The organism is bacterium, assembly GCA_020444325.1.
Lineage (GTDB): Bacteria > Bacteroidota > Ignavibacteria > SZUA-365 > SZUA-365 > BM516.
The window spans coordinates 1-14,205 of sequence record JAHLLD010000010.1 but is presented as its reverse complement, the minus strand read 5'-3'; the positions used below and the strand labels follow the sequence as shown (position 1 = coordinate 14,205).

At 57.0% G+C, this 14,205-nt stretch carries 11 protein-coding genes; 7 read left to right on the top strand and 4 right to left on the bottom strand.

What is annotated here, in order from left to right; genetic code table 11:
• Positions 1–4: 4 nt before the first annotated feature.
• Complete coding sequence (locus KQI65_12955) at positions 5–1,021, top strand: glycosyltransferase (GenBank protein ID MCB2205646.1); 1,017 nt, start codon at positions 5–7, stop codon at positions 1,019–1,021.
• 14 nt (positions 1,022–1,035) lie between these two features.
• Here KQI65_12955 and KQI65_12950 read toward each other — a convergent pair whose 3' ends face one another.
• Positions 1,036–1,683, bottom strand: coding sequence for an NAD(P)-binding domain-containing protein (locus KQI65_12950; protein ID MCB2205645.1), 648 nt, complete (start codon positions 1,681–1,683; stop codon positions 1,036–1,038).
• A gap of 238 nt (positions 1,684–1,921) precedes the next feature.
• On the opposite strand from KQI65_12950, the gene KQI65_12945 reads away from it, so the two are divergent.
• From KQI65_12945 to KQI65_12935, 3 genes are all read left to right on the top strand, one after another.
• Positions 1,922–2,884, top strand: coding sequence for a pyridoxal-phosphate dependent enzyme (locus tag KQI65_12945; protein MCB2205644.1), 963 nt, complete (start codon positions 1,922–1,924; stop codon positions 2,882–2,884).
• Positions 2,881–3,591, top strand: a complete 711-nt coding sequence (locus KQI65_12940; protein ID MCB2205643.1) for a YjjG family noncanonical pyrimidine nucleotidase — start codon at positions 2,881–2,883, stop codon at positions 3,589–3,591. The genes KQI65_12945 and KQI65_12940 overlap by 4 nt, the downstream gene beginning before the upstream one ends.
• A 123-nt stretch (positions 3,592–3,714) precedes the next feature.
• Positions 3,715–4,896, top strand: coding sequence for an isocitrate/isopropylmalate dehydrogenase family protein (locus KQI65_12935; GenBank protein ID MCB2205642.1), 1,182 nt, complete (start codon positions 3,715–3,717; stop codon positions 4,894–4,896).
• A 69-nt stretch (positions 4,897–4,965) separates the two neighbouring features.
• Here KQI65_12935 and KQI65_12930 read toward each other — a convergent pair whose 3' ends face one another.
• Both KQI65_12930 and KQI65_12925 read right to left on the bottom strand, forming a co-directional pair.
• Positions 4,966–5,610 (bottom strand): cobalamin-dependent protein, encoded by a 645-nt coding sequence (locus tag KQI65_12930; GenBank protein MCB2205641.1) that lies wholly within the window; start codon positions 5,608–5,610, stop codon positions 4,966–4,968.
• On the bottom strand, positions 5,607–6,053 hold the full coding sequence (locus tag KQI65_12925; GenBank protein MCB2205640.1) for a hypothetical protein: 447 nt from the start codon (positions 6,051–6,053) through the stop codon (positions 5,607–5,609). Before KQI65_12925 ends, KQI65_12930 begins: the two co-directional genes overlap by 4 nt.
• Positions 6,054–6,219: 166 nt before the next feature.
• Between KQI65_12925 and KQI65_12920 the strand changes: the two genes are divergently transcribed.
• Both KQI65_12920 and citF read left to right on the top strand, forming a co-directional pair.
• Entirely contained in the window at positions 6,220–7,437 is a 1,218-nt protein-coding gene (locus KQI65_12920) for an HpcH/HpaI aldolase/citrate lyase family protein (protein ID MCB2205639.1), read from the top strand.
• Positions 7,427–8,989: a citrate lyase subunit alpha gene (gene citF / locus KQI65_12915; GenBank protein MCB2205638.1), complete on the top strand. Its 1,563-nt coding sequence runs from the start codon at positions 7,427–7,429 to the stop codon at positions 8,987–8,989. Before KQI65_12920 ends, citF begins: the two co-directional genes overlap by 11 nt.
• A 63-nt stretch (positions 8,990–9,052) precedes the next feature.
• Here the strand turns inward: citF and KQI65_12910 are convergent, their stop codons facing one another.
• Positions 9,053–9,559, bottom strand: a complete 507-nt coding sequence (locus tag KQI65_12910) for a C40 family peptidase (GenBank protein ID MCB2205637.1) — start codon at positions 9,557–9,559, stop codon at positions 9,053–9,055.
• A gap of 372 nt (positions 9,560–9,931) precedes the next feature.
• On the opposite strand from KQI65_12910, the gene KQI65_12905 reads away from it, so the two are divergent.
• The gene (locus KQI65_12905; GenBank protein ID MCB2205636.1) at positions 9,932–13,876 is read left to right on the top strand and encodes a T9SS type A sorting domain-containing protein; all 3,945 of its coding nucleotides are present in this window, start codon (positions 9,932–9,934) and stop codon (positions 13,874–13,876) included.
• Positions 13,877–14,205 lie beyond the last annotated feature (329 nt).

Sequence of the window (14,205 nt, the reverse complement as noted above, 5' to 3'; positions counted from 1 at the left end):
CTGTATGCCAACACCCACATCCATAGTGATCCCCGTGCACAATGCCGCTTCGACCATAGAAGGCGCAGTGCAAAGCCTCGATACCTGTGAGCTTGAGGACGTGGAAATCATCGTTGTGGATGACGGAAGCAACGATGAGACTGCCGCACGCCTCGATGCGCTCGTGAAGGAAATTGAGCAGCTGCATGTATTCCGGCAGGACCATCTTGGTATCGTACAGGCGCTGCAGCGCGGGCTGCGTGAGGCCTCCGGGAATTACATTGCACGCATGGATGCCGATGACATTTCCCTGCCGGGACGCATCGAGCGGCAACGACGTTTTCTCGACGAACATCCGCAGGTTGGCCTGGTGACGGGAAAAGTACGTTTCGGGGGAAACAGGGAAGCGGCAGGTGGATATGCGGCGTATGTGGATTGGATCAACACCCTGCGAACGCCTGAGCAGTTCTCTCGCTCCCGATTCGTGGAATCTCCGCTGGCCCATCCCGCCGTGATGTATCGTGCACAATGCGTGCGGGAGCATGGCGGGTATCGTGACGGTCCATTCCCTGAAGACTATGAGCTGTGGCTGCGATGGCTGGAGGGAGGAGTGCGCTTTGCCTCTATCCCGGACGAGGTGCTGCTCTGGAATGACAGTCCTGAACGCCTGTCCCGCACCCATGCACGCTACGATGTCGATGCCTTTTATACCGTGAAATCGCGGTACCTCGCACGCTGGTGCGTTGCGCATGTACGGAGCTGGCCTGAAGTTGTTGTCTGGGGTGCAGGAAGGATCACGCGCAAGCGTGTGCGTTTACTGGAGGCGGAAGGGGCGCGCATACGATGGTGGGTAGATATTGACGCGAAGAAAATCGGTCAGAGAATCGATGGTGTCGAAGTCATTGCACCGGAAAATCTCCCGGCGCCGGGGAGCTGTTTTGTCCTGCCCTATGTCGGCAGCAGGGATGCACGCGCCCAGATATGTGACTGGCTCGAAACGAACGGGTATGTGGCGGGACGCGATTTCCTGCCCGCCGCCTGATCACAGGAGAGGCATCAGGATCCCTCGGATTCTCCGCGACGGAGCAGATGAAATGCGGTGTCCCTTCCAAACCCGTGCTTCATCGCCATTTCAATCCACAGCATGGCCATGGGTTCGAGATAGCGTGCGTGCTGCAGGGGACCGGTAATCACTGCATCGAAACCGATATCCGCGGCCATTTTTCGAACCGTTTCGTTTGCCTTCTTGTTGTCACCGCAGAGAAACATCGTTGCGGCCGTCCCATTGAAATCGGGCTGCTGCATACTTTCCCAGCCCATGGTATTGAATGCCTTCACGACCGGTGTATCGTTGACCCAGCGCGCGAGCTGCTCTGCGCCTGAACTCGAGTGTCCGACAGCCAGGCGGAGTCCCGGCGCGATCGGGTTCGTGCAGTCGACCAGGATATTGCTGCGCAGATTTCCCATTTGCTCTGTTATAGCACGGAGAGCGGAATGTGGCGTCGCGAGAAGTATCACGGAAGTGTGTTTCGCAATATCGTCAATGCTTTCCGTGCAGGCATTCGATCCGGCCTCCTCAAGCAATCGACGGACTTTCTCCGCGTTCGGGTCCCGTACGCCGAAAAGTACATGGTATCCGGCCTGGGCCCAGCGTTTTCCCAGCGTCGCTCCCACATTCCCCACACCGATAATGCCGATGGTCATGAATTCCTCGTTTCTTGTTCTGCATTGTTACCAACACCGCTGACCCTGAAGCCGTGCCCTCGAACGTCATTTTTATACGAGTGCCGCCGCATGTACATTTCAGTATACAAAGAAGGAAAACAAGGCGCAGATGCAGGATTCTCCACATATGAAGGATTTCTCCGACACCGAGCCCACGAGTGATACACAGGAATCCCGCGATACACAGGAATCCCACAATATGGATGAGCCTTTCGATATGGGGGATTTCCCTGCGGCCAGGGATATTGAGCGGGCGGCGGAGCGTATCCGTCCCTACATTCATCACACTCCGATACACAGCTCCGATACGATTTCGGGTATGGTTGGTGCGGAAATTCTCTTCAAGTGTGAAAATCTGCAGAAAGTGGGTGCATTCAAGTACCGTGGCGCTTCGAATGCCGTACACGGACTCGATGAGGCCACCGCGGCACGCGGCGTGGCGACGCATTCCTCCGGCAATCACGCGCAGGCACTCGCGCTGGCGGCGCGTGTCAGGGGTATTCCGGCATACATCGTCATGCCTGAAAATGCTCCTGCAGTGAAGATTCGTGCCGTCGAAGGTTACGGTGCGCAGATCACCTTCTGTCGTCCCACCCTTCAGGCGAGGGAAGACACCCTCGCTGCCGTGGTAGCACGCACGGGGGCGGTTTTCGTTCACCCGTACGATGACTGGAGGATCATCACCGGACAGGCGACTGCGGCAAAAGAAATGCTCGAAAACAGACCGGATGTGGATTTGATCCTGGCACCCGTAGGCGGCGGAGGACTGCTGAGCGGCACCGCGCTTGCAGCGCACTATTTTTCCTCCACAGCGGAGGTTATCGCCGCGGAACCCGAGGGAGCAGACGATGCGATGCGGTCGTTCAGGGCGGGACATATCGTTCCCTCCGTGCAGCCGGATACGATTGCAGATGGACTGCTGACATCGCTGGGCAAGCGAAATTTCGCTGTTATCAGACAGCATGTGCGCGATATCGTGTCCGTCGATGACGACGCGATACGACAGGCGATGCGTCTGGTGTGGGAGCGTATGAAACTCATCATCGAACCGAGCGCCGCTGTGCCGCTTGCTGCCGTGCTCGAGGGACGGATCGATGTGCGGGGCCGCGTTGTGGGCATCATCCTCTCTGGGGGCAACGTGGATCTCGATGCACTGCCATGGCAGAAAGGAAACACATGACACAGCCGTACCGGGCGATTTTTTTCGATGCGGACGACACCATTTTTGACTATCGCAGCGGCGAAAACGCCGCATTTGCTGCGACGGCGAGGGAATTTGGACTGCAGGACAGGCTGGAGGACGCGCAGATGCGATACCGCAAGCACAATGCGGACGTGTGGCGGGCACTCGAGGAGGGACGCATCACACAGGATGCACTCAAGATCGAACGCTTCCATCGTGTCCTGGCGGATCTCGGGGAAAATGTCTCCCGTGCCCCGGAGATGAGTGTGTATTATCTGGACCGGCTTTCCGAACAGACCATCCTACTCGACGGGGCGGAAAACGTGATCGCAAAAGCGGCAGAGCACTTTCTGCTGGTGCTGGTGACGAACGGACTCACCTCGGTGCAGCGGAGGCGTTTCGCTGCAGCACCGGTGACCGGGTATTTCAAAGATATTCTCATTTCCGAGGAACTTGGTGTGGCGAAGCCCGATCCCGCCATTTTCTCACCGGCAATGGAGAAGCATGCGCTGTGCCCGGAGGAAGTGCTCATGGTGGGTGACAGTACGACGAGTGATATGCCCGCAGCACGCAACGCGGGAATGGATTTCTGCTGGGTGAACCCGGCGGGGGAAGAAGTCCCTGACGGATTTGCGCCCCGCTGGGTCGTACGCGACCTTCCGATGCTTGCATTCGAACTCGGGCTTGATATTTCCCGGGGATGAGACAGACACCGCGGTCGCCTGCATTATGCAGTTTCTGCATATTTTTCGCGGCGGATTTATGTATTTTCGCTGACATCTGTTCTTCATGTTACATCACCACGCAATCTCAATGAGGAAGTGTTTATGAAACGTACGATTGTTGCCATGCCCGGCGACGGGATCGGAAAAGTCGTGCTCCCGGAAGCAATTCGCGTTCTCGAAGCGGCCGGTTTCGAGGCGGAGTATGTCAACGGCGATATCGGCTGGGATTTCTGGTGCAAGGAGGGGAATCCCCTGCCGCAGCGCACCGTGGATCTGCTCGCCGAACACAAAATTGGTCTTTTCGGCGCCATCACATCCAAGCCCAAGGCGAAAGCCGCCGCGGAGCTCAGTCCGGAACTGCAGGACAAGGGACTTGTGTACTACAGTCCCATCGTCACCATGCGTCAGCATTTCGACCTGGATATCTGCGTTCGTCCCTGTCAGACGTTCCCGAACAATCCGCTGAATTTCATTCGAAAAGACGCGAAAGGCGGATTCGAGGAGCCACTGGTGGATGTCGTGATTTTCCGGCAGAATACGCAGGGACTCTATGCAGGCGTGGAATGGACCAATCCTCCGCAGAACGTGCGTGAGGCCCTCGCCTCGCACCCTCGTTTCAGGGCCTTCCTCGACGTCCCGGGTGAGGATCTCGCGGTGTCGACTCGCATTTTCACCCGCGAATACTGCAGACGCATTGTCACGGCGGCATTTGAATACGCGGAGAAGCACGGGTACAGGTCCGTCACCATATGTGAAAAGCCCAACGTCATCCGTGAGACGTCGGGAATGATGGAAGCCGAAGCCGCTGAGATCAGCAAGCGCTTCCCTGACATTCAGCTATGGTCGACCAACATTGACGCACAGATGATGTGGCTTACGAAAAATCCGGAAGATTACGGTGTGATTGTCGCGGGAAACATGTTCGGGGATATCGTTTCCGACGGATTTGCCGGACTCGTTGGCGGACTCGGTTTTGCCTGCAGCGCGAACATCGGCAAGGATGTGGCGGTATTTGAACCGACACACGGTTCCGCGCCGAAGTATGAAACGCTGAATCCTTCAATCGTCAATCCCATCGCCATGATGCTCAGTGCCTGCATGATGCTCGATCATATAGGCGAAACGGAGAAATCCGAGCGGATACGCAAGGCGATCTCCACCGTCATCGCGGAGGGCAAGGTTCGCAGTTATGACATGATGAAGCTGCCGGGTGGCGCGCAGGTGATCGAACAGGGTGCTGCCAACACGCAGCAGATTACCGACGCCGTGATCGCACAGCTCTGAGCACGGCGCATGAAATGAAAAAAGGATCCTTCGCGGGATCCTTTTTTTATTTCGTACATGCAGTTCGGGTTACGTGGATGTGCCAGCCAGCATTTCCGCCTGTTTGATGCCGTCGATGAAATTGTCGGCGAGGATGTCTACATGTTCACTCAGGATGGCACGTACGGACGGGATATGCATGCCGCCCAGCATGATTTTCGTACCGGGGAGGTCGCGACGAATCGCAACGAGGAGCTGGAGTGTGGATTCAAGGCAGCCGATGGATTTCATGGTCAGGCAGATCAGGTCGGGTTTCATGTTCGTGGCCGACTTGACCAGTTCCTGCTGAGGTACGGAACTGCCGTACAGGTATACTTTCCAACCCTCCGATTCGAGCATGTTCGCCAGAAGCATCGATCCGATCTCATGGTGCTCGTTCGGCACACAACCGACCATCGCCGTTTTTCCCAGGTCACGTCTCGGAGTCAGCGTGACGGCCTTGCTCGCCACGATCGATTTGATGATCTGGGTGGCGACATGTTCTTCGACGATCCCATGGCGGTTGCTTTCCCAGGCCGTACCGATAAAGATCAGCGAAGGGATGAGGATATCCGTGTACAGCTGTTCATCGGAGAGCTTCTGCTGCTCCCATTCCTGGATGAGCCTGAAACAGCGCCGCCGGTCACCGGCTTCCAGACAATTGATGAACGTTTCCATTTGCGGTTGGACACTCATGCTGCTTCACCTCCCATAAGTTTGCTTTCCCTGCGCCGCAGATCCGAGATGACAGCGGCAATGTCATTGCAGTTGTTGTGTTCCATGAAGGCATGCGTCGCGATTTTCAGTGATGCAAGCATAAGCGGAAGAAAGTTTGCCGGGAATTCCCTGCTTGCAAGATACCCCCGAAGCCAGTCGAGATACTCAAGCAGCGCGGCGGGAAGGCGGTATTTCGCGGTCGCATAAAAATTCTCGATGAATATGCGCACGCTTTCATGCGCGATCCGGGTCTTCACCGGGTCAGTGGCAATTTCCTCAAAATTCGATGCGTGTGCGATACGGTCACACACGGCCGTGGTCATTTTCTCACGATTGCGATGAAACGCTGCCAGATCGGCGTCCGCAATGGCGTCGAACGATAGTGGTTCTGCGACGGCTTCCATGGGCATGGTGTTTTGCATGATTGTGAGCAAAGTTCACTTGAAGAACAATGTTGCCGTGGTAAAAAGTTTCGCAAAAGGGGCTCACCCGCACAGGGAAGGGGATAAGAGCGCTGTTGCGTATATTGCAGGGGCATATGACGGGCCGGAGGGAGGTCACCATCGCCACCAATGATCGGAAGGTAGCATGAACAGAGCTGTAGCAGGACGATCGGGCCGGGGAGTGCGCTCGGATTGTCTCGTCGAGATCACAGAGACCGGAGGGAGCGGTGTCCGCATTGAAATGCAAAGCAAGGTGGATGTGCTCTACGGACGTGCGAACCGGGCGTTGCTCGAGGAGCTGATCAGTTTTTTCAAGCTCGACGGCGTTAATGTTCGTGTGGAAGACAGCGGTGCGCTGCCATACACGATTGCCGCACGCTTCGAGACTGCAATCCGTCGTCTGAACGGCGTTGATGGAACAGGCTGGCTGCCGCCGGCCAGGGTGCAGGGGACGGGGTCGGTCCGGGACCGCTTCCGGAGATCCCGACTGTATCTCCCGGGCAATGATCCGAAACTCGCGATCAATGCCTGCGTGCATGGCGCAGATGGACTCATTCTCGATCTCGAAGACTCCGTTGCCTCGTCGGAAAAGGACGCAGCGCGCATCCTCGTGCGGAACGCACTGCGTGCGGTGGACTTCGGGGCCGCCGAGCGGATGGTGCGTATCAACCAGTTGCCGCTGGGACTCGAGGATCTCGATGCCATCGTCCCGCAGCATCCGGATCTTATTCTGCTCCCGAAAGTTGAGAGCGCTGCCCAGGTGACCGAAGCCGCCGCGCATATCCGGAGACTCCAGGATGGCGCCGGGAGCGCATACGAAATCTATCTCATGCCCATTATCGAAAGCGCAAAAGGTGCGATCGAAGCATACAGTATTGCATGCGCTTCACCCTCGGTTGTTGCTCTGGCCATCGGACTCGAGGATTACACAGCCGACATCGGAGCGGAACGGACGCTGGAAGGGAAGGAAAGCGCCTGGATGCGGGGTGCCGTGCTCAACGCTGCACGAGCGGCGGGAGTGCAGGCCATTGATACCGTGTTCAGCGATGTCACGGATATGGACGGACTTTTCACCAGCGTACTCGAAGCGAAGGCGCTGGGATTCGACGGCAAGGGCTGCATCCATCCCCGCCAGATTCCCGTCGTGCACCGGGGCTTCGCCCCCTCCGACGCGGAGATAGAGAAGGCGAAGCGCATCGTTCTCGCTTTCGACGATGCCGAGCGTCAGGGACTCGGTGTGGTTTCCCTGGGATCGAAGATGATCGATCCCCCTGTGGTCAAACGGGCTCAGCGCAGTATCCGCCTCGCAATCATGTCCGGCTTGCTTGAAAATGACTGGAAGGAGACGCCTGATGAGCAATGATCTGCAGCGCAATGCAGCGGGACGCCTGGTCCCGACTCAGATTAACGGGGAGACGGCCATCCCGTACAAGGGTGTGGGCGCACATGTGCCTTCAGGACGCAAGACCGCTCCTCTGATCAGCCGCTGCGCGGATTACCCCGCGGATGGCAACAAGGTCGTCGCAGATTTGAAGACCGCGCTGGAGCGTGCCGGACTGCGCGACGGTATGACCATTTCTTCGCACCACCACTTCCGCAACGGCGACCTCGTGGCCAACCAGGTGTTCGATGCCGCCGCGGAACTGGGAGTGAAAGACCTGCGATGGTTCCCCTCTGCATCCTTCCCCTGTCACGAACCCATGATTCGCCATCTCGAGAGTGGGGTGCTGCATCACATCGAGGGTTCCATGAACGGTCCCCTCGGCGCCTACGCCTCAGAGGGGAAAATGCGTGGAACCGGGGTGCTGCGTTCCCACGGGGGACGTTACCAGGCGGTGCAGGACGGAGAAGTGCATATCGACATCGCCGTCATTGCGGCACCGACATCCGACCCTTTCGGCAACTGCAATGGCGTCCAGGGTCCTTCCGCCTGCGGGGGACTCGGTTTCGCGCTGGCCGATGCGCAGTATGCGGACCGCGTCATCGTGGTGACCGATAATCTCGTGCCGTTTCCCTGCGTACCCTGGCAGATCATGGGTAACCACGTTGACTATGTCGTCGTGATGGATAAGATCGGCGAGCCGGAAAAAATCGTGAGCGGGACGACGAACATCACGAAGAGTCCCGACCGCCTCCTGATTGCGGAACTGACCGCGCGTTTTGTCGAAGCAGCAGGCATCCTGAAAGACGGTTTTTCATTCCAGGCCGGTGCCGGTGGCACATCGCTGGCATTTGCGATATTTCTGCGCGACATGATGCGCGAGAAAAATATCCGCGCGCGTTTCGTGCGCGGTGGAAGCACGCGCTATCTCGTTGACATGCTCGAGGAGGGACTCACTGACTACATCCTCGATGGCCAGACTTTTGATCTTGCCGGCGTAGCCTCCATGCGTGACAATCCGCGACACATTCACACCAATCCCTTTGTTTCGTACAACTATCACAACAAGGGGAACATCGCATCCATGCTCGACGTCGTCGTACTCGGCGCGACCGAGGTCGACACACATTTCAACGCGAACGTCGTCACGCACAGTGACGGACGACTGCTGCACGGGATTGGTGGATGGCAGAATTGCCTGTTCTCGAAATGCACCATCCTCCCGATTCCCAGTTTCCGGGATCGCATTCCGGTGATTGTCGATGAGGTTACGACGCTCTGTGGTCCCGGTGAACTGATTGATGTGATCGTCACCGAACGCGGCATCGCCATCAATCCACTCAGACAGGATTTGATCGAGGCCACAAAAAATTCTGGGCTGCCGATTCGGAGTATCGATGAGATCAAGGAAGAGGTGGAAGGCATCTGTGGCGGTGTGCCAGACAAGCCGCAGTTCAATGACAATATCATCGCCGCCATCAAATGGGTTGACGGCACCGTGATCGACGTCGTGCGTCAGGTTGCTGAATCGTAGCCGCTGCAATCCGAGCAGATGATATCGTGCTTTGCTGTCTGCGTTGGGCGACGTCCCATGTCGCTACTTGATAATCATGCGTCCGCCGGCATAGTGACGCCGGTAGTAGCTGTCCTCCAGTGACGAGATAATGACACCGGAACTGGAGGAGGCATGAATGAAGCGATCGCTGCCGAGATAGATCCCTACATGTGTGATACCCTTCCCGGCCGTGTTCGCAAAGAACACCAGATCTGCGGGGGCGAGGTCGCCACGGTCACGCTTGCGTCCCTTATGATACAGGTCGCGTGCCCGCCGCGGCAGCTTCACACCGAACTTCCCGAATACGGCATTCACCAGTCCCGAACAATCCACCCCGCGTTTCGTATTGCCCGCATAGCGGTATGGCACCCCCAGCCAGCGATACGACTCATAGACCACCGCGCGCCGTCCACTGCTGATGTCCGCAGGCAGCTGCGGCGCCCCCTTCACACCGGCACCTCCTCCCGATTTCACAGTCGGAGCGGACGACCCGCACGCACTCATGAGCAGCGCCGTAAGCAGGATCACCGGTATTGACACGTTTCGCATCATGGCATAACATAATAATTCCGCGTGAAGAATGCCGTCTTCCAGTAGTCGGCCGATCGCGAATGTCAGTACCCAGGTACCGCAAGCCGGTTGAGAATTGCAGATTACAAATTGCAGATAGCAAATTTCGCCGGAGCAGGGATTGCTCCCCGTGTCGTCTCCCCGGATGTCTGTTGCCATTACGGAAGCAATCCCTGATACTGATGCGGATGGAAAGATGGAATAATCGAAAGATGGAAATCTGACGTCACGGTGTAATAATTCCATTTTTTCATGTTTCTATCTTTCCATTGTCTGCAATTTGAGTAACATTTAGAGGAGTTGGGGTCTGTTGAGGAGTCGAAGCGGACACGAAGCTTGTGAGATAAAGGCATGATGATGCGAAAGGACAGCATTCAGAAGGGACGTTGTACGCTGCTTGTCTGCTGGGTTCTGTTTTCTGCACCAGCCATGGTTGTATGGGCGCAGGGGGTACACGGGGCAGCAGCGAATGCGTCTCCGCAGGTTACGATTCTTCGTTCCGTGAATGATTTACCGGAAGTACGACTGTACTATGTGATTGAGTGCGATGGTGTCAGGCAGTTCGATATCGATGTTTCGCAGCTCAGCGTGACTGAAGACGGACTCTCCCGCACGATACTGGAACACTGCTGCCCCGATACGACGGTGGATTGTCCCATGTCTGTTGCCATTGTGGCCGATGCGGGTGGCGAGATCAGCAGCGTGGCGGGAGAATTCAAGGAAGGATTGCATGCATTCATCCGTGATCTGCATGCCGGTGAAGATGCATCCGTGTTCTACTACAGCCAGGCTCCCATGCTCGGGCAGGGGAGGACCAGCGATACGACGCTGTTGCACGCTGCGATAAACAGCATCCCCGGAAATGTACAGCGCGCTTTCTACGATGCGGTATATGCTGCTGTGGAAGAAGTTGCCGCGAACGGATCCGGAGGATGCAAGTCCGTAATCGCGTTCGCGGGAGGACCAGACAACGCATCGCAGCTGCACTACCGGGACGATGTCATAGAGCTGGCGAAGTTACACAACGTCCACGTGTATGTGGTAGCGATAGGATCTGCGTTCAACACCAACGATATGCTGCTGCTTGCGTCCAACACCGGTGGACTGCACGAATCTCTTTCACCTGCCGGTGTCACCTCGCTCCCAGGGATACTCGCAACGTTTGCCGGGCATACCCGGCGTGCTTTCGAAGAATGCCGGCTGGTAATCGATGCCGGCTGTGCCGACGGAAAGTCACACAAGCTTTTTATCACTTGCGATGAAATCTGCGGGTCGTCCAGGTCCTGGTACTACTCGTACGGTGTGGGGTTGGATTCTTCGTCGCTGACAACGCTGCCGATGCATCTGGGAGAATATGACGTCACGGGGAATTCGGAATTCATCGTGCAGTTGCAGCTCGATAGTCCGATTCTGGGGGGACGGTTTGAAGCATTCGACTTTTCCCTGGTGTATGACAGGGCCAGACTCACACTGACAGAACTTTTCGCTCCGCAGGGAAGCATGCTCGAAGGGGTGAACCTGCAGTACTTTGGCAGGCCGTATGGGACGGAAGTTCACATCAACAATCCTGCCCGTTTCAACGGCGCAGACCTGCTGGCATTTCGGTTCGAAACGCTCATCACGCCGTATGACACCGTATCGACTGAAGTGCGCATCGAGGAAGCCAGTTTCCGCAAGGGGTGCCTGCGGCCTGTGATCCAGCCAGCGGAGGTGCGTATTCGCACGGGAACGGCGTCGGTCATCTGCGATGCGGCCGCACCCGACGCGCTTACCTGGCAGGTGAGTTCACAGCACTATGCGCCAGACCCCTTTGTGGCCACGTTGAATGTGCAGAATATCGGGGACGGGGGTGCGACCGGAATGCGTTTCCACATTGACTACGATACGGCTGATGTCATGCTGGTGTCCCCGGCTGCGGATGTGATTCCCGTCGATGACGTGCTTTTCCCGTCCAACAGGGATGGAGCTTCCTGGCAGCTTTCTGCGCGTCCCCGCACCTCAAATGACACCATCGTCCTGCGCATGACCGCGGAATTCGACAATGCCGCACCGGTCACCTGTACCCGGCGCATTCATGTGCCTGCTTCCGCGCGGACAATGTACTGCGGACTCGATGTCCCCACGCTCATTCCTGACACCGCCCTGCGGCGATATGATCCGATGCCGTTGCCGGTGACACTTACCGTCCACAATCCTGCCGGCGATACACTTCGCAACGTACGTGCCCGACTGGTGCTGCCTTCACAGCTGAACCTGGCAGCTCCCGATGCACCTGACGGTTACGAGAAGGACGTATTGCCACCACACATTCCACCCCTGCGCAGTGGAGTACAGACCTGGATGCTCGAACATCCACTCACCCCCACGAAACTGCAGTACATCGTCGGCGTCTGGGTGTACGCCGGGAACGGAGATTCCACTTTCTGCCAGACGCTTGTAACCATACCCGCCATTGCAGCACCCATTCTCAAGGCGACGTGTTCAGTTCCGCAATCCATCACTTTCGACACGGGGCACGGCGAGTACATGCCCAATCCCTTCAGTGTCTCGTTGACCTGCAAAAACGAGGGGTCGCGCAATGCGGTAGGAGTGTACGGTGAGCTGATACTACCGCCGGATTTTATTCTTGAGAACCAGTTTCAACCCCTCAAAGAGCGCTTCTCTCCCTCAACGGTGATACTTCCACAGGAGGAGCGCTCGCTCTACTGGGCCGTGCGTTATACCGGGAATGCGACCATCCCGGAGTATCCCGTGTTTGCGTTTCGTGTATACGCCGTAGGCGGTGCCGATCTGGCGCTCGATACCATGGAACTCTCCCGTGTCCTGCGCATTGTTCCCGAGCTTCCCTCCTGGGCCTGCGGACTCGAAATGCCCGACACTCTGCATCTCGACAGCAGTGGAACAGGTATTGAGCCGAATCCCTTCACGCTGCGTTTTGCGGTGGGCAATACCGGGACACTGTCCGCAGCACTGCATCGCGTCCGCCTGACCCTGCCGCTGCAGGAAGGAATCTCCCTGCATCCATCTTCACCGATGGGACTCGATGACAGTGTCAACGTGGTTATCGGCAGCGCATCCACCGCGAGGTTCGAATGGCTGATCAACGTGCAGCACAGCAGCCGGACCCGGGATCTCTCCCTGCGCGCCACTGCCTGGGACGATCTGGGAGGACAGATAGAATGCGTGCAACCGCTGCATATTGATCCCGTTCCCCATCAGCTTGCCTGCAGCGATCTGCGTACTCCAGGGATGCTGTGCGGGAAGGAAGGGGAGACCTTCAGCGTTCGCGCTTCGCTGAGAAATTCCGGAGGTGTCAACGTGAATACACCTACGGCACTGTTGGAATGGTCCGACAAAGACGACATCGCCCTGCTGTCACAGCCGGGCAATGAAAATCCACAGAGCCGCAGTGTCATTTTCCCGGGTCAGGAGATGGAGTTTACCTGGCAATTCGAACTGCTGCGCGGTAATACGGGTCCCACTCCTGTCAGCATTCCTTTCACGCTGCGCTACAGCGGGGAGGGGATACCCGTCAGCAGCGGGGGCCATGCCTGTGCGGACTCGCTGCGTATTCTCAGCAGAATGCATGCGCCAGTACAGATCGTGGGAAATCCGGTCGCATGCGTGGGCGACACTGTCTTGCTCGATGCGGGCGATGGATATGCACATTATGCATGGAATACTGGAGACACGCTTCGCTGGCTGTACGTCACGGAGAGCGGCACATACTTCGTCCAGCGCATGACACCCGGTATTCCCTCATGTCCCGTTTCGTCCGACACCGTGGATGTGCTGTTCCATCCGCTGCCTGCGCAGCCCGTCATCGCACGCCACGGCGATACATTGGTGGCGCCGGATGCGAGCAGCTGGCAATGGCTGCTCAACGGACAGATCATCCCGATGGCAACCTCGCGGGAATATCTCGTGATGGTAGACGGAGAGTACAGCGTGCGCATCGGTAATGAATTCGGATGCAGTGCGCTTTCCGATGTGTTCACGGTCATCCTGACCGGGACCTCCCCGCCGCAGCCCGGCGAGCTCTCGCTACAGGTTTTTCCGAATCCTTTCAACGCCAACTGCACCGTGCAAATCAGGGGAGGAACAGCCCGGGTTCTGCAGCTGACAATAACCGATCTGCTCGGAAGGGAAGTACTGAACCGCGATATCTTCTCTGACGGGAAACGTACGAGCGTCCTTCTCGATCTCTCAGCCCATCCCCCGGGCATTTATCTGCTGCATCTCGCAGGTGTCCCGGAGGGATACACACAACGCCTGTTCCATATCGGCGGAGAATAGAAGGATGGAAAAATGCAACGATGGAAACATCACGGCGTGATGTCATATTTCCATCTTCCATTTTCCATTTTTCCATAGCGTGCCCCATCAGGGATTGCTTCCTCGAAGCCAACAGGCATCCGGATACACGGCCGGGGGAAGCAATCCCCGCTCCTGCCCAGTTTGCATCTGCCATCTGTCATCTTCATCTGTCATCTTCATCTGTCATCTTCATCTGTCATCTGTCATCTGTCATCTGCCATCTGCCATCTGCCATCTGCAATCTGCAATCTGCAATCTGGAATCTGGAATCTGGAATCTGGAATCTGGAATCTGGAATCTGGAATCTG